This window comes from Sorangiineae bacterium MSr12523, from assembly GCA_037157775.1.
GTDB lineage: Bacteria > Myxococcota_A > Polyangia > Polyangiales > Polyangiaceae > Pendulispora > Pendulispora brunnea.
On sequence record CP089982.1, the window covers coordinates 9,011,074 to 9,037,500 of the forward strand.

A 26,427-nucleotide genomic window follows, 5' to 3' on the forward strand; every position below is an offset into this window, starting at 1 on the left:
CTTTTCTTTGGTTTTCAATTCGGCCAGCGGGTCGAGTGGAAACAAAAAACCTTCCCGCCTTCCCGCCTTCATGTGAATCTCTCTTGGGACACGCTTCAAGCGCCGGTGAAGCTCTGGGTCGTCGCGTGGGTGAAATTCGTGATGGCTGACCAGAGCTCGGGAACGATTCGGAGCTCGGCCCCCGCGAGGAGGGCGCTGACGGGGCGGCCTTTCATGGATACGGCTTCCGGTCCCAAATGGCGCTCGGCGAGTCGAAAATGCGTATAGCGCCACGTACGTATCCAGCCGTCGAGCTCCAAGATGGCGCGCAACAAAAGATGCAAATCGTAATGGTCGGACGGCTTTCGAAGGACCGTGACGATGTCCACTTCGCGGCGCGCGCAGAGCTTTTCGACGGCCGGCACAATCGTCTTCCCCACCTCCAGCAGACGCCGGAATCCCGGAGAATCGCCGCCATTTCCTGCATAGGCCTTGTGGCGCAGTTCCGCGAATTCGCTCGGGGGTATTCGTTCGCTGACCTCCAGCTCCGAGACCAGCTGCTTTTCGATGACGGCGGCGCGCGCGAACAGATCGCCGGCCTCGAGAACGCGGCCCTCGTCGATGAACTTCACGGCTTGGGAAACATCTTCGAGCAGCACTTCGAGCCACAGCGCGGTCGTGAGGTGTGGAACGAAAAAGAGCAAATGGTCCCTCGAGACGCGCTTGTCGGGCGTCGGGAGGAGCGCCAGGAGCTCCTCGTAACGCGTATACTCCTCGTAACGCGTTTTCGGCTCCTTCGCCGCTTGCGGCGCTTGCGTAGCGTTTCGATATTGAGGAACCACCTGACCGTCTGCACCGCGTGTCTTGCTGAACATCAAGTGGCGAATGTACTTATTCTCGGCCAGATAGAATTTATGGTAGCGCCGAGCCGGAATGATGAGCAAATCGCCCGGTTCCACCGTGCACTTCATCCAGCGATCGTCGGTCGACCGAATCTCGAAAACCCCTGCCCCTTCCAAGCAAAAGCGCACCTCGGGCTGCTCGTGGCAATGCTCGTGGACCACTTTGTCGGCGCGTTTTTCATAGTCCGGCACGCCGGGATGAAGAATGCTTTCATGGTACTTCGGATAGTCGAGCCCGGCCATGAAGCCGCCATAAACCTCGGGGTTCGTGTCCACCTTTTGAAAATGGATCCCTTCGGCTCGAACGCGGGTCTCCGGAATCAGTTCCTCGGTATCTGACCAAATGGCTCTCATGCGGCGGCTCCGTCTTCTTTGGCTTCTTTTGCTTCTTTGGCTCCCTTGACTTCCGGTTCCCATCCGTCTTTCGTACGAACGACGCGTCGATATGTCTTCACGTGATGCGCCGGATTTCGATCGCTGCCGGTAAGCGCCACCAAAATGCGTTCCTCGGGCTTCATCTCACCGCGTTCCACGAGCTTACGGATCCCCGCAACGGTCGTGGAAGCCGCGCAGCAGGCTGAAATTCCTTCGTATTCTAGAATGGCACGGCGGGCGGCTCGGATTTCGTCGGCCGTGACCGAAACGAACGTGCCACCCGTGTGCATCATCATTTGGTGTACGTAGGGGTACGTCTCCGAATGGTCGCCTTTGAGCAGCGCATCGGCGATGCCGTCAGGATTTTTGAGGATATGGTGCGGCTGAATGGTGCTCGACCCCTCCCTCCAGGCGTGAACCTGCGGAGCGCACGTCGACTCTTGCACGAGCCCCATTTTCGGAATGCGGTCGACCCTTCCGAGGGTGCGATATTGAAGCGCCCCTTTGTACGTGCCGAATGCGCCCATCGCCGTCGATACGCCTTGAACGTACCAATCGAACGACGTGCTCAGTTGATCGACGGCCTCGAGATACGCAAGCTTCAACCCCTCGCGCCGCCCGATGTTGAAAAAGCCGCCCTCGGCGGGAACGTCGTTCTCGCGCTCCCATTTGCGCGAAAAGGCAATGGCCTCTTTCGTCGACACGTCTTTTCCTTCGAGCACCCAAACGTGAACCCGTTCGTTCGCGTCGAACGTGAGACGATCGAGCCAGCGTTCCCCTACGAAAATGCTGTGCTGGAACGGGGGATTCAAAATGCAGGCCCGCGCGAAGGCCGTCGAGCTGTTCCCCGTCGCCGACGACGTGAAATGCCACGTTCCACGCTCCTTCAAGTACGAAAGCACCACCTCCGCGGGGCGGTCCTTGACGGTGCCCGTGGGGTTCTTCGTCTCGTCCTTGAGAAACAGGTTCGGCAGCCCGAGCAGACGCCCCAAAGCCCGAGCGTGAACGCACGGCGTGTTGCCCGCCCCCACCGAAACGCAGTTCGACGGGTCCATGACCGGTATCAAATCACGGTAACGAAGTATCGGATTCGATTCGTTCGGATAAATTTCGACCTTTTCGAGATCGTATTCGACATCCATTGCCCCTGCGCACACATCGCAGCGCGTGCGAAAGCGGTCGGAATCGAATCGCTTCTGGCATCGCATGCAGTATTCGTAAAATCGTCGGCTGGATGACATCGGAGTCCTTTACGCGTGGCCGTCGAGGCCCGCGTAGTGAATGGGTATGGGCCCGAGGGCGCAGCAATACTCGGAATTGGCGTCGAACCACGCGAGCATGGCCGCACGAATGCGCTCGCGCGCTTCGGGGTTGGTACCGAATTGCCTGGCCAGGTCGAAAATGTCGTTGGCGTCGTCCAAATCGCCGACGGCGTGCACGGTGAACCATTCCACGTCCGCGTCGCTCAGGCCGTACGACGCTCGCAAAGCATCGGCGATGATGCCGAAGACCTTCGGCCCGACGGTCTCACGCGCGAGAAAGGCACCCAGCAACTCGAGCCAGCTCGCATTTTCCACCGCGAGTACGAGCCGGCGTGTTTCCGGATCGTCGGGAAGCTTGGAGGGATAATGCGGGTCCTCCGCCAAGCCCAATGCTTTCAAAAAGCGGGTGTAGAGCACGGGATGCGAGCGCTCGTACTTGCCTTCGCCGTACTCCACGGAGATGCTGCGCCACAAATTTGCCCGGCTCTCGAGATCGGGGCACGTGCGAAGCAACGCCGGCAGGATATGTTGGTTCAGGACGAGAACACGAGTCCATCGGCCGGCCCAGAACCGACGCGCCTCCGCGATGGGAAGGCGGCCCTCCACCAGCTCGCGCATCGGGTTGTCGCGGGCGCTCGGGCGCAGGTACGCCGCATCGCACGAGCGGCGCAGCTCGGATTCGAATGCATACGAATCAGGCGATGGTTGCCGTGACATCCGGATGCCTCCTCGAGTGAGGGGAGCGAGCGCGCTCCGCAAAGGGCGCAAACGGAGCGAACGGCGATGCATCGAGCGCGTGATGCAGCGCACGCTCGACGAGCCCGTCCACCGCATCCGCGGCGGCGTAGCGCGCGAGGAAGTCGATACCGACCTCGAGCCCGAGGCCCGCATCGCGACGGGCGCGATCGAAATAGGTCAAGTCAGATTCACGCAATCGGGACGGGGCGGAGAGAAGCGCTCCCTTCACCACGGGCAGGCATTCCAACGCAATCAGGTTCTCGGCCACGAGACCGCGGGACACGAGCTCCAGGAAGGACGATTGACGGAGCGCCGCCTTTCGCGAGGGCTCCTCGGCAACGCTCGTTTCGTTTTCATGGCTCAGCGCCGAGAGCAAATCCGTGAGCAGCTTCATCGCCGGCACCTCGCTCCGCCGCGTGCCGTAGCTGGCGTGTGCCACCTGCCAGAGCAGAACGCGCGCGTCGAGGTCAGGGCACATTTGCAGCAGGCGTGGGGCAACCACGAATTCCCATTCCTGTGCGCTCCGTCGCGCTCCTTGCAGCAAATGGCGGACGGCCCCGATGTCCGTGGGCCTTGGGTGGGAAGGCAAAGGTTCGTCATAGGACCTCGGCCGGAGCGCCGCCCATGCCCGATGGACTATCTCTCGAATGGGGGCCGCGTTTGCGTCGTCCACCACTCTTTCGAGCGAAATTCCCACCTCGCGCGCTTCAGAGGCTCCCTTCGGCGACTCCGCGGGAAATTCGGTGGGCTCCGAAACGTCGACAGCCTTTTTTCGCATCGAGCCGCTCGTCATGCTGGACGAGTAGTCCGCAAAACGATAGCGAGGGCTCGGCTCCAATCGGCATCCGGTCACCAGATAGCGTCCGCCGTCGAATGCCTCGTCGACGACCCGCAACACGGCATCCTCGTCCGCCTGCGATTTTACCGTGCGCGCAAGAAGATCGAAGAGGATCTCCGTGTCTTTCTTGTCATGGGTTGCGTGAATGGAGAAGTATTGAACATCGAACGAGCTGAGGCCGTAGTTCCGCCTCAAAGCATCGAGAATGACCGGAAAGACCACGGGGCCTTGGGTCTCCCCAACGAGAAGGCGCGCGAGCAGTTCGCACCAGGACATGTTGCAAAGGGCCTCGACCTCCGCGGCGCATGCGTTCGTCGGTTCGAGAAGATCCGCGCTTTCGTGCGTTTCGGATTCGGGTACTCCCAACGAGCGCAAAAACCGCTTGAAAATGGCCGGGTGCGCGGCGGAGGCGGGCGGGCCAAATTCGACGGCGATCACCGGAAGCAGCTCACTCCTCGCTCGCTCCGTTGGACTTTCTTCGAGCAATCGGCCCAAGAGCACGCGATTGAAGACCGCAAGGCCATCTCGAATACCCGAGTAGAACGCCTGGCACTCTTCGAGAGGCAGGCGGTCGTTCACGAGACGCCAGAGTGGATTATCCGAAGTCGGCTCGCGGAGATACTTGGAGTCGATACGCTCGCGAAGACCACGTTCGAAACCCGTCATATGTCACCCATTCGGATGACACGCCGCAATGGCCAATTCCGGGCATCGCGCACATCTACGTCCACGGTCGTTCGTATGGATTCAAGGCTCGTACGCATCGTACAAGTTCTCCTCTCCCGTAAATAAATTGCCGGCGACTCCCCCCCCTTGGATTCGCGCGCTCTGTGAACTACGCCACGATTTCCGAAATCATCGTTCGGACAAAAATAAATGGATCGTCCTCATACCACACTCGCCATGCAGCGCCAGCTGGTCGCGTTACTTTTAATACTAGTTCAGTAATTGGGCTGCAAGCGCGCGAATGCGCGCGCACTTGCGCCTGCACGTGTAGTTGCCTTGGCATCAAAATGAACCTTGGGTAGCAAATGGAAGAAAGGATGCTGTCAGAACGACAGGGAACATTTTCGCGTCCACCCATTCGCTCCGATGTCACTTATGGAATGACCAAATGTCTTTTAGACAACATGCCAAAACAAAACCATTTGGCCGGTTATCCATTTAAAGGAGGCTCGCCCCTCAAGTTGCATGTTCCGGAAGGGATCGTTCCATCATGGGAGCAGCACGCACGCTTTCCGCGCGGTGCCGCGAGCCGGCTTCCAGCCCACTGTAGTTCTCCGTGCGCGGGCCGTGATGGTCCAGATTTCAGATAGTCTCCTCCTCCAGATCCTCGGCGGCGGGCGGTCAGTGATGCAAGGTTGTCGCCAGGCGGCGGGCGGCCTCGTCGAGTTCGGACTCGTTGCAGGCGGCGAATCCCATCCGGGCATACTCCCGCTCCGCGCCATCGAATGTGAAGCGGCGGGCACCCTGAAAGGCGACTCCGGCGGCGAGCGAGCGGCGCGCCCATGCCTCCACGTCGATGCCCGGTGCGCGCACCCACAAGGCCATTCCGCCCGAGGGGGGCCGGATCTCCAATTGCGGAAGGTGTCGCCCCAGCGCCTCGCACAAAGCGTCCCGACGGCGGCGATACGCACGCAATGCGTGGCGGGTGTGCTGCTGAATGAGACCATCCTCGAGCAAGGTCGCCACCGCGCGTTCGAGAACGTGGTCTCCTTGGCGATCGACGTACATCCGATAGGCGGCAACGCGCTGTATGACGTCCGGCGGGGCGACCATGTACCCGAGTCGAAGGCCGGGGGCGAGGCTCTTGGACATGGTGCCGAAGTAGATGACGACGCCGCTCGGATCGAACGATGCCAACGGCAGGACTGGCCGGCCGTCATAGTGGAAATCGTAGTCGTAGTCGTCTTCGAAGATGATGATGCGATGCCGCGCGGCCAGCTGCATCAGGCGCCGTCTCCGCTCGGCGCTGAGGGTCACGGTGGTGGGATATTGATGATGGGGCGTCAGGTACACCGCACGCACCAAATGCGTGGAGCACAGCTGCTCGAGGGCATCGACATCGAGCCCGTCCTGGTCGACGGGCATGGGCCGCAGCTCGACTCCGTTCAGACGCAACGCCTGCCATGCGGGTTCGAAGCCATATTCCTCGACGGCAACGATGTCACCGGGCCGCAGGAGTGCGCGCGCCGCAAGGTACAAGCCTCCCTGACTTCCGCGTGTCACGCAGATGGCCTCTGGCCCCGCTGGAATACCGCGCGCGCGGGCAAGCAGATCGCCGAGGGCCACCCGCAGTCGGTGATCACCTTGGGGATCGGCATAGTCGACGAGCCGCCCTCCGACGGCGCCCTCGAGCGCACTTCGATAGGCGCGCGCGAGTTGCACATGCGGCAAGAAACGGAGCTCGGGCACACCCCCGAGCAAGACCAACAGCTCGGAAGCGCGGCGCGCGGGCAGGTCCGGCACCGTCGGTGCAGGCAGGTCGAACCCCGCGCGTTCGGCAAATCGGTGCTCGCGCACCGGCTCCCCGGAGACGAAGGTCCCCTTGGCCGGCTCGCAACGGATCACCCCGCGGGCAAACAACTCTTCGTACGCCGCCAACACCGTGTTCCGATTGACCGACAGCTGGCTGCAGAGCGCACGGCTCGACGGCAGCCGCTCGCCAGGACGTAACCTACCGCGCTCGATATCCGCCAGGATGGATGCGGCGATCTGGCGAAAAACCGGTAATTGCCCATCATCGACCAGCTGCACCGTGAGCTGCCAAGTTCTCATTCCCGAAGAAGGTTTATCCGCGATCCGGTTCGGCAAGCTCTTGGTGTTGCCAAGGCAGCGTTAACGGAATCGGCGGGCGCCAAGGGTCAGGAGCAATCCTTGCAAGGACTGCAAGGAGGCAGAGAGGTGCTCGTTGCCCTCCTTTTTCGTGCCCGTTCCTTGCAAGGGTCCAAGAATGAAGGGTGGGGCGCCCAGAACCCGCATCTCGAGATAGAAGCCGGGACATACGTCGATCCATTTCTTTCTCCTCGTCGTACTTGAACGAAGTTGGAGCCGCATCGGATCCATTTCGCGAGCACTTTTGGATGCGACGATGGTCGACTTCCCTCCGACCCAGGGAATGTCTCCTGGCGAACCATCGAGGGGTAAAGCACATTTGTTATCGACTTCGGTCAGCTCGGAAACAACTCGAGGGACGACCACGATGCTGGGGGCCCAACGCACGCCACGAAGCGCGCGATGGGTGATTCCGTGCCCCCTATGGCGCCACGCCGAAGGCTTGAACGCGATCCGTCGCCACGAAGACCCTTCCGTGGGCAACGACCGGGGTCACGTATTTGCCCCCCACGAACAAATCCGATGGCCCACTGCGATAGAGAACACGAAGCGACGTGCCGTCGAGCGCCACCAAGACCGGATGCGGCGTGTTCGGATCGAGAAGCGGCTGCGTGCGCAGCGCATTCTGGTCGACCACCCACACCACGGGCGCCTCGCCTCCATGACTGGACACGACGGGCGACCCCGGATTGACGAGACGAAGCTCCGTGTCCGCGCCATCGCGCGCGAGGTACGCCGTACCATTGGCCGAGGCGATGCGAAGACGCAACACCGACGGCGGGACCGCATCGATCGAACACAAAGCAGCCTTCGTCGTGCCAGCAACGTAGAGGTAGGCCGCACCGTCCTTGGCGCGAAAAAACGCGGGCGTAGTGCGCATCTTCGCGTGGTCGACCGCCGCGATGTCCCCCGCCGGTCCAAATGCGAGGAGCGGCCCGCGAACACATCGATCGGAGTGTGCCGCCGGCGTGCACGGATCATGCGTGGGCACGTCGCAGTACGTGCCATCGGGCTCGGGCGGGAGCAACGACAGGTCGCGTGAGGCATCATCCCATTGGATGCTGCACGCGGGCCGGCGCTCCGTATTCGCGGGCAGGTGGTCGGCGTCGAGCAAATAGACGACCCCCTGCTTGCCGGCGACGGTCATGAGGTGCGGCGTCTTCGGGGCAATCGCCGAAAGCTCGGGCAGTAGAACGAGGGACGAGCCGCCCACATCGACGTCCCCCTGGTCGAGGGGGCAATAATTGTATGGAGTGTACGTCGCCTCCAAATCGAGATCACGCGTCCACCGAAGAACCGAATTGCCCCAGGTGCGAGGCTCCGCGCGTTGGGTAAGTTCGTATTCGGTATTCCCCGTGCTCATCAACACATGGCCATCGGGCGTCACGGCCGGCCCGGACGGAGCCCACATGCCGGCGTTGGCATGGCGATCACGGCTTCCGTCGGGGTTCGATGCCGTGTCGGGAGCACCCGAGAACGACGCGGCGATCGCCGGCGCGTGCGTATCGATCGCGGCAATCCATCCGACCGCGCCGTCGTAATAGCCGGCAAACGTAACATAGAGACGCTCGCGGTCGGGGCTCAAGGCCAGCGCCCCACGTTGCGAGACGATGCGCGCATCGTCATCGAAATAAGCCGGACCATTCTTATTGGCCTTTTCCATTTCCGCGCGCGACATCACCACCGGCCACCCTGGCAGAATGGCACCGCTCTCGGCGTCGAGGGCAAAGGCCTTCCAGACGGGGAACCCTCCTGGAACCGTATCTTGCGCGGTGACGTACAATCGCGGGGGCCTGGCCTCGAGATCGAGAATCGGTGTCGAAAGGGTGCCCACCGCAATTCCGGAATACGCCGGTGCGGCGGTGCGGCCATCGAGCGTGGGGGCAACCGCGGGGGTTACGGTGCGCGTGCGCCAGAGAAACGCGCCCGGGGCGATGGATCGCGCGGCGCACGGAGCCTCGAATGCGTTGACGGCGTAGACCCATCCATTGCTCGTTGCACCGTAGACGACACTGGCCACCGCACCGTCGTAGACGCCGCCGCGAATGTGGATGTCGTCTGCGTAAAGGAGCGACGCGTATGCGCGTCCCACGAATTCTTGGCCTTCGATCTTGGCCCCATCGAATGGGGCCGAGTTCCACAGCGGTTGAAAATGCCCGCCTTGCACCGCAGCTGGGGTCAAGACGTCTTCCGTGTCGTTCCATCCGAGTCGCTCGCGATTGCCATGGTACATGGGCTTTTGCAGGCCATGCATGCCGGACCTGCATCGTTCCAGCGGCGGGATGCCATTCGTCGTGGCGTCGTGCGAGGTGCACGAGGACACGACGAAGAACAGACATCCACAGGCGATCTGGGAGCGCAGCCTCGCGCTCATGGCAAGTAAACCTCTGTCACGTTGGTGTAGCTGTTGCCCATGCTGGGCCCGCCCCCCACGGCAAAGAGGCTGCCCGCCAAGCGCGCGAGCCCGAATCCATGGCGCGCGGTAGGCATCGGTGCGAGCGTGCGCCACGCGTTCGCCGAAGGGTCGTACGCTTCGTGCGTCGAGAACGTACCGGGAAATGGCATGAACCAATCCTCACCCCCGATGACGTGACAGAGATTGCCATCCGACACGGCCGCGAGCCCCCCGCGCGCCGTCGGCAGGTCCGCGAGCGCGCGCCATGCATTGGTCCGTGGGTCGTATTCTTCCGCGCGCGTCGATGCGTGTTCCTCGGGTCCTATCCATCCGCCGATGACGAGGAACTTCCCGTCCAGCGCACATGAAGCAAGGTGTTCGCGCGCCGTGGGCATGTTGGCCAGCGTTTGCCACGTGTCCGCACTTGGATCGTAGACGTCGAGTCGATCGTAGGGTGGCTGCCCCTCGGTGGGGGCTCCGCCTGCAACGTAAATGCGCCCGTCCAGAGCCTGGGCCGTCGCCGCCCCGCGCGCCAGCGGCGGATCGGCAAGTCGCACCCACGCGCCTTGACGCAGGGCGTACGCTTTCGCGACTGGCCGAAACGGCTCCCCGGGAAGCTGCCCCAAGATGCCATCGAACCCACCGACGACGTAAATGCCGTCGGCCATCATGGCAACTGCAAGATGATGCTTCGGGGCATCCTCCGGCAAATCGGGCCCCGGAGTCCACGCGTCGGTGGCGGGATCGTAGACATCGACCCGCCGGCTAGGCCTCGCCGTTCCGATGTCGCCAAAGAGCCCCGTGATGCCGCCGATGAAGTAGATGCGACCTTCGAACGCCGCGGCGTAAGCCTCGAACCGCTCGATGGGAAGCGAACGCGCACTCGTCCAGGCGTTGCGCGAAGCCGGTGGCGCAGAGTTCGAATCCCCGCAGGCAGCCATCGCGCTTGCGAGCGCGATGGCTAGGCACGACAGCCGCAAACACCGAACCGCTCCTCCCATCGATTCGCACCATAGCATGCGGACAAGGCCGCGCAGTGCGGTCAGGCGCGCCGGCAGGACCCGCGAGAACCAACCTGGAGGGAAAATTTCAATAGGCCAAAGACGCGCCACGGTTACAGGCGAGGGGCGCTTTCCTTGTTGTCACATCGGAAAAAGTCGCGGCAAGCTGTTCGTAGGTGAACGAGTCCGTGGTCGACCTCTCGAAGCCCAGGACAGCTTTCTCGGCCCGTGGATAAGCTAATTGGAAAGGGCTATATAAAAAACCTGTCACAATTTCTGAACGCAGACACCGTCTTCGCATCGGGCATCGAATGGACAATCGAAGTCGGAATTCGCGTCCGTTTCACCGGGGCGATGACATCGCCATTGTGTGCATCCACCGGCGCAACAAATTTGATAAGGCCCCGGACAGTCGAGGCTCTTCTTGCAGGACAGTGAGCACTGCCCTGGAGAGGGAATACCTTGGCCGTACCTTTCGGGCGTGATTTCGGCTGGTTGACGGTGATGTTGTCGCGACAAAGCAACCCGGCGGCGCACTTTGCGGTCACGTGATGAACGACAGGCGCTCCCTCGGGCTCCACTTGCCATTCGCCGCAGGTCCCTCCTTCGCTGATCGTGATTGGCTCCTCGATGTAGGTCGTATTGTCATCCGACGTGCCGCAAGCCAAGACGGCGCTTCCTATGAAACTACGGACGCCCCACCGCCTAGCGTTTCTACCGTTTCGACGAAGCCGCTGCGGGAATGAATCCATGCACGGGCCAATCTGCACGAGGTCGTCCGTGATTCAACCGATTTTGACTCACTTATCCGCAAAACACTTGCATGCACATCAAATCACGAGTCCATCCGTCAACTTGCAGAAATAACGACGCCACTATAATCTTTACAGACACCGACAACTTCGCGACGTCCGATTCCAACAGTCAGATCGCGGGCACGGATCGTGTTTCCTGCTTGCCCGATCACACTGCCTGCGAGGCGGTTCCAACATTCGCATCCGCAGGACTTAACTTGCGGGCGAGCCATCACCGCAGCCTACAAAAGACAGCCCAAACGATGCATCTCGAATTGCTTGTAGCGAATGGGATCCTGAACGAGACTTTTTCGTCCGTACCACAAAGACCAGGGCCTTCTACTCGAGCATCCGGCCCAGGAGCACTCCATCCATCCTAACCCCGAACACCCGAGTCACGGCGACGCCGTCGGAGTGAGACCATGCCGAACAAGATAACCGCGGCGGCGAGCGCCGCTTGGCGGTTCTCCCGCACGGCGATGGCGCAGCCCGAGCCGCCGCCCTCGGTCGGTGTGGCGGCGGGAGCACCTGGCGGTGCGGCGTCGCGCGTGCCCGCGTCCGCGCCAGCGTCGACTTCTTGCGGCCTGCACGCGTTGGGCACGCAGGAGTCGAATGGCGTGCCGGAGGCGCCGATGGCTTCGAAGTCGTCGATGTCCCATTGGCCGCCGTACGAGACGAAGCGCACGCGCACGGTCTGGCCGCCGAGCTTCGGATCGAGCGTAATTGCGAACGGTACGAAGGCGGGGTAATTCGGCGTTTCCGGCGGGACGAAGTTGCAGACCTGTCCCGCGCAGTCAGCTTGCTCGTGGACCGCAACCGCGAAAATGTCGGTCCAGGAGGCTCCTTCGTCGGTGGAGATCTCGATTCCCCCATTGTATTGATTCCGCCTGCGCTCCTGAAAGCGAAGCTCGAGGGCCGTGCCCGCTGGCACGTGGATGGGAGGGCTCGTGAGGTTGAAGGCATCCGCGATGGGGGCACGTTGGATCGAAGCGAAGCGCTCACCGAACTCCACGATCTTCCAGCCGCTTTCGGGTGGCTCACTGGCGGGGGTGCTCGTTGCCCACCGCCCTTCGAGAGACTCTTCGAAACACTCGGTCGTCGCAGGGCCCGTGTCGTGATCGACGCGCAAGGTGACGGTGCGACGCTCGGGCGCTCGCAAGGACGGGTGCGTAAGCTCGATGACGACGGGAAGCCGCCCGGAAGACACCCCCGCGGTGAGCTCGACATCGAAGTCGAGCCCCACGCGCGCGCTCCCTTCGAGGTGCACGGCTTTGGGACCGCCGTGCACGACGAGCGGGGTGCCTTCGCTGACGATGTGCACCATCGCGTCTCGCGCGAGCTCCACCGGCGGGACGAGCGAACGCAACGCGAGGTCCATGTGCATGTGACCGCGCTCGCCGGCATCGAGCACGCCGTCGGCGTCGCATGTGCGCCCGTCATCGCGCGACGAGAAGCCCAGCACATCGAAGGTCCAGGGCGCGAAGCCCTCGACGAGTCCCACATTCGATTCGGACCCAACCCAAGGCGATTTCGCGTCGACGCCGAGCCCACGACGCGCGAATGCCGCGGCGAACCTCCGCGCGTCCTCCGGATCGCGCGCGGCGGCCGTCGCGAGAAGCGCATCGCGCGCCGACGTGAAAACGGGGTCGATGGGAGTGACCTGGAGCGAGTCGACGAGGTAACGACGCATCCGCGCATTGGCTTCGGCGAAGCCGAGACCGCGCTCCGGATCGAGGAGCTCCGAGTAACACTCGAAGAGCATCGTCGTCCAAACCTCCCCGACGTCATGCGCCTCGGCGTATCCGAAGGACCCGTGGGGCTGCACGGGGTGCGTCGTCGGAAGCGGCTCGTCCATGCGAATGTGGCGGAAGGTGAGCGCGTTTTTCGCCGGATCGACGGAGTACGGTACCCGGCGCGTTCCGAAATAGTACGGTGCGGCGCTCTTCACCTCGTCGACATGGCCGCCCGCCGTGTACGCACCACGGAGCCCGTCAGCGGCGACATCCTCCTTGCGGACCTCGACGAGCAACGCAACGAAGTCCGCCCAGCCTTCGTGGATGCCGCGGCCTTGGGAGTAGCTCGTGCACACGAACTCGCTGCACGTCGGCGAAGGCCCCGCGAGCCTGCCCGCAAGGACGTGGCCCCACTCATGTGCAACGACGCCGACGTCGAGTGCGGACGAGCGCCACCGCTCACGCGCGCCCGTGAGCCGGACAGGTTGGCCGCTCGCCGCAACAATCTGCGCGCTATGTTCCGGCGTCCCTATCACGACGGGGATCGCAATCGGCTGGCTCGGGAGATCCCGCTTGGAATCCTCCGAGGACTCGGTGAGCACCACGGCCACCGCGCCGAGCGCCGCAATCCGCTCGACCTGCGCCACGATCCCGCATGGGCCCTTGGGGACCGCGACGACACGCCCGCCGAGCGACACACCTCGAAGTGCCGCGGGATCGCAGCCGTCCATCGCGTGACCGGCATCATCACGAGGCGCGACGAGCGGCGCGCGGACGTCGAAGGTCGAAGGCCCAACCCGATAAGCGACCAGATCGCCGTCGAGGATTGCACCCCCCTCGATGGCGATCACCGAGTTGGTGCGCACGGAGCTAAACGCTCCAAATGCAAGCGTCGGAGAGACGCCGTCCGGCGTGACGTGCGTCCACGCATTGTCGGCCGCAAGCGGGAAGACCTCGATGTTGATCGGGTCGCCGTCCTTGCCACCGAGTCCGAAGTTGTCACGCTGCGGGTTCTTGCGCGCTTCGGTAAACCCTGATTCGTAAAACCAGTCGTGCAGATAATTGACGATGTAGAACGCTTGCGTCGCGACCGCGAGCCCGGCGGCCTTCGTGTCGAACGGAAGGGTCGGATCCACTTGGCGATCGAAGGTGCCTTCGGACGATATCGGGACGAGAAATGCATCGGGATCCGGCGGGTCCGAATCGCCCCACCTAAACCAGCCGCGAAAGCGAATCCCGGCGCGCGCGTTGTTTCCCGATGCCTCGGTCGCATTTGGCAGGAGCCAAGGTGCGCCGGCGAGAAAGCCGTCGGTCGCGACGAGGCGCGTAGGCACGACGGCGGGCACGAACCCGTCCGGCACGCCGTGCGGGTGCGGGATCGCACCATTGCCGCCGGGTGCATCGAGCGGGCGGCCCTCTGCGTCGGCCCACACACGGAAGCTATGGGAGAAACGCCGCGTGTGGACCTCGATGACGGAGCTATCGCGGGCGTCGACGACGACGTCCCGTCGATCGTCGGGCACACCGTCCGGCCCGAACGTCGCAACGTCGAGCGCAAAGGCGTGCACGAGCTCCTCGCCGACACGATGAAGCGCTGGCTTCGCCGCAATCGTCGCCGTGCGCGAGCCGTGCGGATCGCCCGCCCGCCACGTGTCGGCTGCCGGACCGCGTTCCACCTTGGCGAGACCGAGCTTGGACGCGAACGCGCGAACCGTGGCCTCCGCATCGCGCATGGGCGCACCATTGTTTGCGCGCAGGCGGAGCGGCGCAAGATCACCAACCGTCGCAACCGGCCGCCCTCCTGGCCCGAGCACCACCGCCGCTTTTTCGCCCGAGATGGCGAGGCCCCCCATCGCGCGCTCCACGACCACCGTGCCCGACCCGTCCGGGCGCACGTGGGCATTGGGATGAATCGAGATCCCACCCGAGCTATCTGCAGTGCCGATTTCGAGCGCACCGAGCGCGCGCGCGACCGCAGCGTCACCGAACACCGGGGGAGCATGGCTCACCGGGAGAAAGCGCACACGGTCCACCCCGCTGCTCGCGCCCGGCGGCGTAGCATTCGCGGCACGCGCAGGCGAGATATCGCGATCCGAAGAGACGGTGCAAGCGAGCGCACTTGCTGCTGCGAGAGAAGACACGAGCGCACGCATGGAAGCGCGGCGAAGAAACGAGAGGCGCATGGTGCCCAATGAGAATTAAGTGAGGGAAGCAAGAAGCGACGAGCAAAGGACACTCGCGCATTTCTTATGGATAGGCAAGCAACCCGGGAGCTGCATCGGTGCGACGACCGCGTCGTCCCCACGCGCCCAAAGTTTCGCGCTATCCGCACATCAACGGGCGATTTTTTCGTGTTTCGATCCAGCAGATAACCGAAACAGCCATGAAGGATCACACGAGACCCAGCCGAACTACGATATGTCGGAGTCCAGGCACGTGAAAGAACCATGCGTCGGCGAGGCCTACGGGAATTCGGCCGGAAAAGGTGGAAATCCGCTCGAAGAAGAGCGGTGTTTCATAACCGAGCGCACCATGATTTCCCACCAGGATGGCTGGGCCACGCGGGAACGCACTCGGAGAAAGGATGCGAGTTTCGTGCGCGCCGGTCCCTGTCGGGCACGAGCAAGTTCACTTCGCGGGCCCGAGCTCCGAAAGATGCACGGCCCGCCTCTGGGCACACACGCCGCAAACAGCCTTGACCCGGTTCGACGGGCTGCTGGTCTGCCATGGCCAGCCTGCTCGCTCCACGAGCTCAGGCAACATCATGCGAATATCGTCCGCCACGGTCCACGTCTCGGGCCGGGGCACGACGGGGCGCCGGCACTCGGCGCATCGATCGAGCCGAGCGACCACGAGTTCGTGGATGCGAACGATGGCATGATTGGCGCCGACATCTCCGACGATGTACGGCATAAAGGGTACTCCGGTCTTCGGCCCGACCGCCGCAATGTTCAGCAGAATAGGACGCGGTCCAGTCGCTACGTGTCGGCGCGCCCCTTGGCCGTGAAGCTCCATGGCCGGAAGAATACGAATGTCTCGGCGCTTCGCCGCTGAAAAACGAAGCTCATGTGCGCGAAGGCCGCCTTATGCGCTTCGCGGCCATGATCGCAACGTATCAGCTCCAAGTTGCCATTCGCGTTGCCTGGGGGCATCCCCACTCAGACCCATTCTGCGCTTTACGCATTATGAAATACCGGTATGGGCTTAGCCTACGCGAGATATCGTCCAGCTTCGAGCCGGCATGTCCGATGCTTCGTGGCAGCGCACCCGGCCCGAACGAAGGCGACGATCGTAACGAACCAGCCTCACGGCCAGCAAAGGAGCCCCAAAGGCCACGGCATGAGAGCGAACAACAAGGTGACGTTGGGTCGACGCAGCGCCCTCCTTCGGACTCCTGAAGATGCAAGGCAGATGCGCCGATCATCATGACGGAGCTGAAAATGGATTATGAAGCATTCCTTCCCTGCGTTGGAATGGGAGCATGGATCGGCTGCTCGGGTATTGGGCGGTGAATAGGCTGTTCGCTCGGTTGTTGCGGAAAAGGAACTTCGAGCGGCGGCCCGACCGGCTTCCCATGATCGGGATGTGGCTTTGGATCCGTTTGCGGAGAAAAGGGCATCTGCATGGTTTTCTTCTTCTTGCTTTGGGGAGAGCGTCGTTGTTTGTTTACGCGCAGCGTGACACCGATCGATCGTCAGGCGAAACGTTGGATGGGTGCCACGCTGCAACGATGGGCGAAATGCCCTACCTGTTCTTGTGGCTCTGGGAGCCGGCCTTGGCGTGCTGCTCGGAGGTCCCGCCGCGTTGCCCTTGTTGATTGCCGCCTTGGCCACGGTGGGAGCCGCCCTGGTTCGAGCTGCTTTGCGAGTTGGCACTGCGAGCCTCGCCGCCTTTGCGGCCAATCTCGGCCATGTGCTCGCGATCCTGGCTCACGGCCTCACCACCTTTACGGCCCGCTTCCCGCGCCTCTTCGCTGGTGAATTCGTGCGCGGTGCCCTTCTCATGGGCAGCCTGGCCGCCCTTGCTCGCGATCTCGCGCTGTTTCTGCTCATCCATCGAGGCGAAGCCGCGATTGCTGGTCCCCTGATTCGAAGTGTGCTGGTTGTGTTGCTGAGCCATTCTCGCAATTCCTTTCCGTGCGCAAAACGCACTGTCCGATTGTTCTTTGTGCCAAAGGTGAGTGCAGCGACCGTGCCTTCGCGCCGTGGTCAACCGGAGTGCGCACCAAGAGCCCAACGAGCCCGCCATGATTCGCCAAGAATCAATTCAACCTACGAACGCATCTCCGCTAAACGCCACACCGCGCGGGGCCGGTCCAAGTCGCGGGTTCATCTGCTCGATCGGTGACCGTGATGACACACGGGCACTTTTGCCATATCTCTGACCCTTGCAGGGTTCGGCGGCGACACACTTTCTTACTTTTTGCATGGGAGACTTCATGCTCGAACGACCTGACATGTTGGAAGCCCTCGATGATGACGCGCCCATCTGGCGCTTCATGGACTTTACGAAGTACGTGTCGATGTTGCATCGCGGAGCCCTTTTCTTCGCACGCGCCGACCAATTGCCAGACCCTTTCGAAGGTCTTTATGCGCGCCGCAATCGTGGACTTGCACCCGCCACGTCCGATCCGAGAAAGGTGCACGAGCGCGTATTCGTGAGCTGCTGGCATGCGAACGAACACGAGTCCGCGGCCATGTGGAGGATCTACTTGAATGGTGAAGAGGGGCTCGCGGTGCGCAGCACCGTTCGTCAGCTTGCCGCAGCGCTCTCGAACGGAACGGAAACGTTCTATCTCGGGGCCGTTCGCTATCTCGATTACAAGAAGGAGCCCGTTCCCAAAGGCCATGAACTCCTTCCGTTCTTCTGCAAGCGAAAGAGCTTCGACTACGAACGCGAGGTGCGCGCCCTGTGGCAGTCGGACGTTCGTTCCGCCGAGGTCGGGCGTTATTTCAACACATCGCTCGATCACCTGATTGAGGAGGTCGTCGTGTCCCCCACGGCGGAACGATGGTTCGAAGAATTGGTGCACTCCGTGACTGAAAAGTATGGCCTTTCGCTGCCCATCGTAAGCTCGAGCATGCGCGACCCGCCTGCATGACGTGCCGATCCGTGCGGGCGAAGCCCGACCACACATCTGTTACATATGGACCATTGGTGGTGCTCAAGAGCCACGCACGGCCGGTAAGATGCGCCCGGCGCAAAATCTGCCGAATGGCTTGCTTATGCGGCAACTCGGCTGAGATCGTGTCCCGTTCCGCGATTCGCATCGGAGCCATCGCTCCTCGGACGTCTTGCGCTCTCGTATTCCGAGGCACGATTGGTGCTTCGAACGATGAAAGCTTCGTGGACGGCATCTTTCTTCATCAAATTCTACAGTGGCACAACATGCTATCAGCGCACGTCCGCCGATCGAATCGTCGATATGAAACAACATGGTATGGGACGGTCTCTTTCACGCGTGTACGTGGGTGATGGTATCGCTTGGCCTTTGGAAACTATGGGTCGCTGGCAAACGATCCGATGTTCCTTGGTCAACACGCACCTTCGTGGGTTCACTCGTCATGGGATGGGGACTCTTCAACTTCATCGAAGGGATGATTGACCGTCAGCTACTCGGCATTCATCACGTGCATCCCGGCGAAGGGCAGCTCGCGTGGGACCTCGGCTTTTCGGCATTCGGTCTCATCGAGATCGGCATCGGGGCGCTGGCCATCCGGGGCGAGCCGACACGCTCCCACGCGGCGGGCTGCCGCTGGCCTCGGCGAGCGCCGCGTTCATGGTCCGCCAGCTGCATCCCGTACCGTGATGCGTGTACATCATCTAAACTGTATTTCCGCGTGTCCGTTGGGCGGCCTGTTCATGGACGGTGTTACGAAGCATTCGCTTCGCGGCCGGCTTGCATCCCATTGCCTGCTCCTGGAGACGGGCCGCTCCCTCGCGCTCATCGACACGGGTTACGGTCTACCGGACATCGCGCACCCCCGAAGCCGATTGAGCAACTTCTTCCTCGCGCTGTTGAAGCCCGAACTCCACGAGTCCATGACGGCAGTCCGGCAAATCCAGCGACTCGGGTTCGATCCCAAAGACGTGCAACACATTGTACTCTCGCACCTCGATTTCGACCACGCCGGCGGACTCGATGATTTTCCGCAAGCCACGGTGCACCTCTTGGGCACGGAAATCGATTCAGCTGCATCGCAAAAGACGGTCATCGACCGATTGCGATATCGCCCGCAGCAGTGGAACACGCGTGCGCAATGGCGGGGCTACGCGGCGGACGCGGGCGAAGCATGGTTCGGATTCGAGCATGTACGAGAGCTCGAGGGCATCGGACCGGAAGTCCTCATGGTTCCTCTGATTGGCCACACCCTGGGGCACGCCGGCGTTGCCATTCGATGTGACGAGCGGTGGCTGCTCTATGCAGCCGATGCCTACTTTTTCCACGCCGAGATGGATGAGCGCCCTCGATGCACGCCGGGACTGCGGTTGTATCAAACCATGATGGAAAAGAATCGGCGCCTCCGGCTTTTGAACCAACGGCGCCTTCGTCAGCTTCGCCTGGCAAGCAAAGGCGAGATCGACATCTTCTGCGCACACGATATTGGCGAATTCGAGCAGCATGGCGGGCATTCGCACCACGAACCAGCGCAGATGGCCCGACCGGCTCAGAAGGTGAGGCCCGTGGACGTGGGCGCCATTCATTCCGTGTGACGACGCATCCCGCGCGCCGTGTACGTGAAGGCGCTTTCAGGGTCGAGATAGACGAAAACGATATCGCTTCATGGGCGCCATGCCCCCAACGCGAAAGTATACGCCATGCTGAACACTGCCGAGAGTCAGTCTGCATCCATCGCAACCTGGATCGACAGCGATATCCGTAAGCTCTCCATGGAGCTGGGTGAGCGAAACGATGGATCCTCGGACCGAGGGCGCCGCCTTCGTGCGGCGCTCGACCATGTCAGTACGATATTCCGCGAAGCAGGCCGAGACCCCACGGAGGTCGGCTCGACCATGATCGACGGCAACGGGCTTCTCAACGTGGAATGCACGGTGCCCGGGACCCGCAACTCGGAGCAGCACGTCGTCCTCGGCGCGCACATCGACAGCGCGCGCGGAGCCCCCGGTGCCGACGATAACGCGTCGGGAGTAGCCATGTTGCTCGGATTGGCACGAGTTCTGGGGACGCGCCGTTTTCCACGGACCGTGCACCTCGTGGCCTTCGTGAACGAGGAGCCACCGCACACGCGCCGCCCCACCATGGGAAGCCTCGACTATGCGCGACAGCTGCGCCGGCGCGGCATCGACGTCACCTGCATGGTGAGCCTCGAAAGCCTGGGCTTCGACCCGGCGGCCCGGCCCCAAGATGCACGGTGGATCGGTCGCCGCTTTGGCGGCCTCTACTTCGTATCGAACTTGGCGTCGAGGCAATGGTGTGACCTAGCCCACCGTGCCTTTCGACACGCGTGCGGTATGAGCGCTCTCAGGATCGCTGCACCGGGCTTTCTTCCAGGGATACGTTCCTCCGACCATTGGTCTTTCTGGAAAATGGGATTCCCCGCCATCATGGTGACCGACGGAGGCCCGCTCGTGTACAAGCATTACCACCGCCCTTCCGACACCGCCGAAAAGGTCGACGTCGCGAAGCTCGTGCGCATGGTACCGGGCATGATGAGCATGTTGGCGCGGCTTGCCGGTGTGCCGGTTTGCGGGGTCATGAAGCCACCATCCGTGTGAGCTTGCAGCCGATTCGTCGATCACCAAGTTTCTTTGCTGCGACCAAAAGCACCAGTCGCGTTAATAAACATAAAACGATGTTAACACCTTGGAGTTTTTCATCGCTGGCCTCGTCACCCACGGTTCGATACGTCCGGTCGTTCCCAGGCAACCCCCGCGAGATCGGCTGGAGCCGCCTTTGACGCAGAATTAACAAAGCTTTCATGCACCAATGCGCGGAAGCCACGTCTTGTGCAATGGGCAAACACATATTGTCCATTGCGTATCATCCTCGAACAAATCGGACGCATTGCGCAAAGCGCAAATACCTATCCGCGTCATCACAGCTCACCTTGATTCGACACACCTCGTCACTAGATGCCAATCATTCAGCAATGGAATACTTAACTCGAGGCAAGAAGCGAATATATTCACTTCAAATAGACACAAAAGCAACATAACATGGCGACGGCCAGCGCCATCGGACGCCAGTCGCTTCCCAATTTGCTCGGCATCAATTTCCCTCGCGTTCGAACGCGTGCCCCCGCGACGATATTCCGAACCGATATGGAGGTCCTGATGAACCGTTCCAAGTCGTCGACCATCGATTCCAATGCACCGGCATCCCGCTCGACACGAATGCGGAGGCTGGGTCGATTCGTCCTCGGAAGCGCCATGGGTGCTGCGGTGCTGATACCGAGCTTCGCGCGCGCCAAGGTCCTCACCCCGCGGCTGGACCAGAACGCCGATGATCTGGATACAACCTATTCTCCTGCGTACGACTACGACAGAGACGGCTGTTACGCCACCGCAGCTATCAGCAAGAATGGTGAACTCAATCCCGGGCTGAGCCTAGGCGGTGACTTGAACGGTCATTGTCACGACAGAGCGCAAATCGACAACTCCAATACCTACTCACGGCACAAGTGCAACAAGAACGGTTGGTGTGTGAGTATATACGCCAGTTATTTCGAGAAAGATCAGAATGCGGATGGCAGCCATCTCTATGGACACACCCACGATATCGAGCACGTCGCGGTGTGGACCAAGGACCATGAAGTGAAGTGGGTCTCGCTGTCCCACCACAACGGCTGGCAGAAGTTCGATCGCTCGAGCATACGATTCGAGCATGGCACGCATCCGAAGGTCGTTTATCACAAGGATGGCGTCAAGAACCACTGCTTCCGACTCGCCACGGGCCTCGACGAGTTCATCGTTGAAAACGTGACCCAGGATTGGGTTTTCCCGGCGCTCGTAGGCTGGAACGGTTACCCGTCCGGCATTCGCGAAAAACTCATGAACCACGGCTTCGGCGAAGCGAGCTTCAAGATCAAGGATGACAACTTCCTTTCTACCATCGCGGATGCCAAGCCATCACAAGTCCCGTTCAATCCCTACGAAGATTGAAATCACGCATGGTCGCCATAGACGCATGACGAAATACGAATCTGCGTGTGCAAGCTGCGCCGAGATGCTCGGTGTCGACCCCGCGGTCGCCGAGCGCATTGGCCCAAGCTTCTGTGAGCCGCTGCTCGATGCCGAAGCCCAGAAACAGCCGGACGTGTTGCCGAGGGCGACGCCCAGCTGCCCCCTTTCGAGCGCTACTTCCTATTCAAGACTCGGGAGCTGAAAACTTCGAAGCCGACCTCGCCCAGCGCATAGGACAATGCACGAGCAGTGGCCCGCGAGCAGCGATTGAGCCCCTTGCGCGTGGCTCGCCTGGCCGCGGGTACAGCTCGTCGTGAAGTTCACTTCGCCGATGGTGATGCCAAATAATCCAACGCTAACGTCGTAAGGGTGCGCACGCCCACTGGCATCGCATCTTCGTCGAAGTCGAACAGCGGTGAGTGATTTGGTGGCGCCGTTTCCGGCGTCTTGCCTTTGGGCGGAGCGCCGAGAAATACGTATACGCCGGGAACCATCTTCTGGTACTCGGAAAAGTCCTCCGTGCCGCTGAGTTTGGCTGTCACCACGGCCTTACCGTTGGTCGCCAGGAGCAGCGCCGGAATCATACGTTCGGTCAATGCCGCATCGTTGCTGGTCACGCTGGTTCCCTGGGCCACAAAATGCACTTCGCCCTTTGCGCCGTGCGCGTTGGCGACCGACTCCGTGATGGTCGCAATGCGGTTCTTGGCGTCCACCCGCATCGCGTCATCGAACGTTCGCAAGGTTCCAAGCATGGTCACGCTGTCCGGAATGATGTTCGCGCGGTTGCCGCCATGAATGGAGCCGACGGAGATGACCGCCGGCTCCTTGTTGATGTCGAGCTGCCGGCTCACGATGGTCTGCAAATCGACCAGCACCTCGGCTGACGTGATGACGGGGTCGATCCCTTTCCACGGAAGCCCGCCGTGCGTCCCCTTCCCTTGAATCTTGATCTCGAACGCGTCGGCACTCCCCAGCAGCGGCCCGCTGCGGTAGCCCACCGTGCCCGTCGGAAGCACAGGCCCGATATGCAGCGCGAAGATGGCGTCTACCTTGGGACGATCCATCACGCCCTGCGCGATCATGGCAGCCGCCCCGATTTTCGCATCCCCCGCGCGAGGATCGGAAACGCCTTCTTCGGCTGGCTGGAAGATGAACTTCACCGTCCCGGGGATGCTCGCCTTGCGGCGCGCGAGCACCTCGGCCACCCCCATGAGAATGGCCGTATGCCCGTCATGTCCACACGCATGCATCACGGGTGCGCGCTCGTCCATGTACGGCGCGGTGACGGTCGATGCAAACGGCAGCCCCGTGGCTTCCTTCACCGGCAAGGCATCCATATCGGCGCGCAAGGCCACGACCTTGCCCGGCCGCCCGCCGCGAAGAACACCGACCACACCATGTCCGCCCACTTCGGTCGTCACGTCCAAACCGAGCGCGCGCAGATGTTCGGCCACCAGCCTGGACGTGCGCACTTCCTGCCCTGAAAGCTCGGGATGGCTATGAATGTCGCGCCGCCACGTAATGAGCTTCGGGCGAACGGCATCGATATCGCGGTCAACCTCGCGCAGAGGCACCGCCGCTTGCACCCCGCGGTTTTCCGCCATGCATTGCGTCGATGCCATGCACGCGATCATGACGACGCCCGCCGTTATCGTCGCTTGATATGTCATCCGATTTCGAATGCTCGGACATTTCGGAACCGAGGGCCACAGCGATCAGCCTCGGGCCGCGCCCTGTTGTCGGCGCTTCACGATTGGGCGCCAATTGGGGAATTCTGCCATCGTAGGCGTCAAACCGAACGGTCATGCAGCGATGACGCGCGCACGGGGACCGATATATGACGACATCGAGCGCCGCGAGCCTCTCGACGGCCTGCGCGCGATGGCGCAGAGACAAAAAAAAGAAAGGCCCGAGTCGTAATCGACTCGAGCCTTCGTAAGATAATCCCGGCGGCGTCCTACTCTCCCACACGGCTTCCCGTGCAGTACCATCGGCTCCGAAGAGCTTAACTTCCGAGTTCGGGATGGGATCGGGTGTGGCCTCTTCGAGATCACCACCGGAAACTGTGGGTAAATCCACGTTTCCAGAGCGTGTCTGTTGCTCAGTGAAAAGATCGTCTTTTCTTCGAAACGGGTGCTAGGCGAAACAAGCTTCGCAAACCCAATCCTGGGCGCGAACTCAATTGTTGCCTTAGAGACATGGTTAAGCCGCACGACCTATTAGTACTGGTCGACTCCGCCACTTACGTGACTTCCATCCCCAGCCTATCAACCTTGTCGTCTACAAGGGGTCTTTAGAGGCTTGCGCCTGGGATACCTTGTCTTGAGGCCGGCTTCCCGCTTAGATGCTTTCAGCGGTTATCCGTTCCGCACATAGCTACCCAGCTGTGCCACTGGCGTGACAACTGGCTCACTAGAGGTGCGTCCAACCAGGTCCTCTCGTACTATGGTCAGCTCCTCTCAAGTATCCTTCGCCCACGGCAGATAGGGACCAAACTGTCTCACGACGTTTTAAACCCAGCTCGCGTACCGCTTTAATCGGCGAACAGCCGAACCCTTGGGACCTGCTCCAGCCCCAGGATGCGATGGGCCGACATCGAGGTGCCAAACCACTCCGCCGATGTGAACTCTCAGGAGTGATCAGCCTGTTATCCCCAGAGTACCTTTTATCCGATAAGCGATGGCCCTTCCATTCGGGACCACCGGATCACTAACGCCTGCTTTCGCACCTGCTCGACCTGTCGGTCTCGCAGTTAAGCTCCCTTGTGCGTTTGCACTCTACGCCTGGTTTCCAATCAGGCTGAGGGAACCTTCGCACGCCTCCGTTACGATTTAGGAGGCGACCGCCCCAGTCAAACTGCCCGCCAGGCAGTGTCCCCCGCCCAGGTTATGGGCGCAGGTTAGAATCCCAGAACATCCAGGGTGGTATTTCAACGGTGACTCCATCGAACCCAGAGGCCCGACTTCAAAGTCTCCCACCTATCCTACGCAGAATGTCCCGAAACTCACTGCCAAGTTGCAGTAAAGGTTCATGGGGTCTTTCCGTCTTGCCGCGGGTAGAGGGTATCTTCACCCCCAATACAATTTCGCTGAGTCCCTGGTCGAGACAGCGCGGATGTTGTTATGCCATTCGTGCAGGTCGGAACTTACCCGACAAGGAATTTCGCTACCTTAGGACCGTTATAGTTACGGCCGCCGTTTACTGGGGCTTCGGTTCAATGCTTCGCTTGCGCTGACATGTCCCCTTAACCTTCCAGCACCGGGCAGGCATCAGACCCTATACGTCGTCTTACGACTTTGCAGAGTCCTGTGTTTTTAGTAAACAGTCACAACCGCCGTTTCTCTGCAACCCTCCGACGCTCGAAACGCGAAGTTTCTCACGAAAAAGGGCACACCTTCTCCCGAAGTTACGGTGTCAATTTGCCGAGTTCCTTAACCAGGGTTCTCTCACGCGCCTTGGAATACTCTTCCCGCCCACCTGAGTCGGTTTGCAGTACGGTTACCGAAGGGGCTCTGTACGCAGATTTTCTTGGAAGTGTGGAATCACCAAGTTTCGAAGCCGAAGCTTCGCCTCATCACCTCTCGGGCTAATGTCTCACTGTTTGTCCCTCTTGGGTCCTGGTGAGACACCCTACGGGCTTGAACACGGCAAACCAACGCCGCGCTTGGCCTATCCTACTCCGTCCCTGCTTACTTCAACGCCTTCCTCGGTAGCACAGGAATATTAACCTGTTGTCCATCACCTACGCCTCTCGGCCTCGGCTTAGGTACCGGCTAACCCATGGGAGGATTATCCTTCCCCAGGAAACCTTGGGCTTACGGCGAGCAGATTTCTCATCTGCTTTATCGCTACTCATGCCTGCATAAGCTCTTCTCACGTCCGATACCGGTCCTCACGGTCCGGCGTGTATCTACGTGAGAATACTCCTCTACCGCTTATTTCTAAGCCCGTAGCTTCGGTGCTGACCTTTAGCCCCGTTATATTTTCGGCGCGGACTCGCTTGACCAGTGAGCTATTACGCTTTCTTTAAAGGATGGCTGCTTCTAAGCCAACCTCCTGGTTGTCAATGCGCTTCCACATCCTTTGACACTTAGGTCAGACTTTGGGACCTTAGCTGACGATCTGGGCTCTTTCCCTCTCGACAATGCAACTTATCTCGCACTGTCTGACTCCCGGATACTACTCAACGGCATTCAGAGTTTGATTGGGTTTGGTAATCTGGTAGGACCCCTAGCCCATTCAGCGCTTTACCTCCGTCGGTATTCGTCCGAGGCTATACCTCAATATATTTCGAGGAGAACCAGCTATCTCCCAGCTTGATTAGCCTTTCACTCCTATCCTCAGTTCATCGCCCATATTTTCAACTATGGTGCGTTCGGTCCTCCAGACGGTGTTACCCAATCCTTCAACCTGACCAAGGATAGATCGCTA

At 61.2% G+C, this 26,427-nt stretch carries 15 protein-coding genes and 2 rRNA genes (1 of these 17 only partly in view); 4 read left to right on the forward strand and 13 right to left on the reverse strand.

Features of this window, described 5'->3' with window-relative positions; translation table 11 throughout:
- Positions 1-95: 95 nt before the first annotated feature.
- From LZC95_34945 to LZC95_34990, 10 genes are all read right to left on the reverse strand, one after another.
- On the reverse strand, positions 96-1,235 hold the full coding sequence (locus tag LZC95_34945) for a cupin domain-containing protein (GenBank protein WXA91643.1): 1,140 nt from the start codon (positions 1,233-1,235) through the stop codon (positions 96-98).
- Positions 1,232-2,497 carry a pyridoxal-phosphate dependent enzyme gene (locus tag LZC95_34950; GenBank protein ID WXA91644.1) on the reverse strand — a complete coding sequence of 422 codons (1,266 nt, stop codon included), beginning with the start codon at positions 2,495-2,497 and terminating at the stop codon, positions 1,232-1,234. Before LZC95_34950 ends, LZC95_34945 begins: the two co-directional genes overlap by 4 nt.
- A 9-nt stretch (positions 2,498-2,506) precedes the next feature.
- The gene (locus LZC95_34955; GenBank protein ID WXA91645.1) at positions 2,507-3,235 is read right to left on the reverse strand and encodes an iron-containing redox enzyme family protein; all 729 of its coding nucleotides are present in this window, start codon (positions 3,233-3,235) and stop codon (positions 2,507-2,509) included.
- Positions 3,213-4,673 (reverse strand): iron-containing redox enzyme family protein, encoded by a 1,461-nt coding sequence (locus LZC95_34960; GenBank protein WXA91646.1) that lies wholly within the window; start codon positions 4,671-4,673, stop codon positions 3,213-3,215. Before LZC95_34960 ends, LZC95_34955 begins: the two co-directional genes overlap by 23 nt.
- 768 nt (positions 4,674-5,441) lie before the next feature.
- Entirely contained in the window at positions 5,442-6,872 is a 1,431-nt protein-coding gene (locus LZC95_34965) for a PLP-dependent aminotransferase family protein (GenBank protein WXA91647.1), read from the reverse strand.
- Positions 6,873-7,350: 478 nt separating this feature from the next.
- The gene (locus LZC95_34970) at positions 7,351-9,303 is read right to left on the reverse strand and encodes a hypothetical protein (GenBank protein WXA91648.1); all 1,953 of its coding nucleotides are present in this window, start codon (positions 9,301-9,303) and stop codon (positions 7,351-7,353) included.
- Positions 9,300-10,325 carry a hypothetical protein gene (locus LZC95_34975; GenBank protein WXA91649.1) on the reverse strand — a complete coding sequence of 342 codons (1,026 nt, stop codon included), beginning with the start codon at positions 10,323-10,325 and terminating at the stop codon, positions 9,300-9,302. The genes LZC95_34970 and LZC95_34975 overlap by 4 nt, the downstream gene beginning before the upstream one ends.
- Positions 10,326-11,495: 1,170 nt before the next feature.
- A complete protein-coding gene (locus LZC95_34980; GenBank protein ID WXA91650.1) occupies positions 11,496-14,993 on the reverse strand; it encodes a M36 family metallopeptidase in 3,498 nt (1,165 codons plus the stop codon).
- A gap of 487 nt (positions 14,994-15,480) precedes the next feature.
- Positions 15,481-15,765, reverse strand: coding sequence for a hypothetical protein (locus LZC95_34985; protein ID WXA91651.1), 285 nt, complete (start codon positions 15,763-15,765; stop codon positions 15,481-15,483).
- Positions 15,766-16,596: 831 nt separating this feature from the next.
- Complete coding sequence (locus LZC95_34990; GenBank protein WXA91652.1) at positions 16,597-16,971, reverse strand: KGG domain-containing protein; 375 nt, start codon at positions 16,969-16,971, stop codon at positions 16,597-16,599.
- Between the two features lie 319 nt (positions 16,972-17,290).
- Between LZC95_34990 and LZC95_34995 the strand changes: the two genes are divergently transcribed.
- From LZC95_34995 to LZC95_35010, 4 genes are all read left to right on the forward strand, one after another.
- Positions 17,291-17,953, forward strand: coding sequence for a hypothetical protein (locus LZC95_34995; GenBank protein WXA91653.1), 663 nt, complete (start codon positions 17,291-17,293; stop codon positions 17,951-17,953).
- A gap of 761 nt (positions 17,954-18,714) precedes the next feature.
- Positions 18,715-19,566, forward strand: a complete 852-nt coding sequence (locus LZC95_35000) for an MBL fold metallo-hydrolase (GenBank protein ID WXA91654.1) — start codon at positions 18,715-18,717, stop codon at positions 19,564-19,566.
- A gap of 105 nt (positions 19,567-19,671) precedes the next feature.
- Positions 19,672-20,589, forward strand: a complete 918-nt coding sequence (locus tag LZC95_35005; protein WXA91655.1) for a M20/M25/M40 family metallo-hydrolase — start codon at positions 19,672-19,674, stop codon at positions 20,587-20,589.
- 441 nt (positions 20,590-21,030) lie between these two features.
- Positions 21,031-21,975 (forward strand): NPP1 family protein, encoded by a 945-nt coding sequence (locus LZC95_35010; GenBank protein ID WXA91656.1) that lies wholly within the window; start codon positions 21,031-21,033, stop codon positions 21,973-21,975.
- A gap of 341 nt (positions 21,976-22,316) precedes the next feature.
- Here the strand turns inward: LZC95_35010 and LZC95_35015 are convergent, their stop codons facing one another.
- The 3 genes from LZC95_35015 to LZC95_35025 form a co-directional block, all read right to left on the reverse strand.
- Positions 22,317-23,666, reverse strand: coding sequence for an amidohydrolase (locus tag LZC95_35015; GenBank protein ID WXA91657.1), 1,350 nt, complete (start codon positions 23,664-23,666; stop codon positions 22,317-22,319).
- Positions 23,667-23,940: 274 nt separating this feature from the next.
- Positions 23,941-24,057 (reverse strand): 5S ribosomal RNA (gene rrf / locus LZC95_35020).
- Positions 24,058-24,194: 137 nt separating this feature from the next.
- Positions 24,195-26,427, reverse strand: a 23S ribosomal RNA gene (locus tag LZC95_35025); it runs 729 nt beyond the window's last position.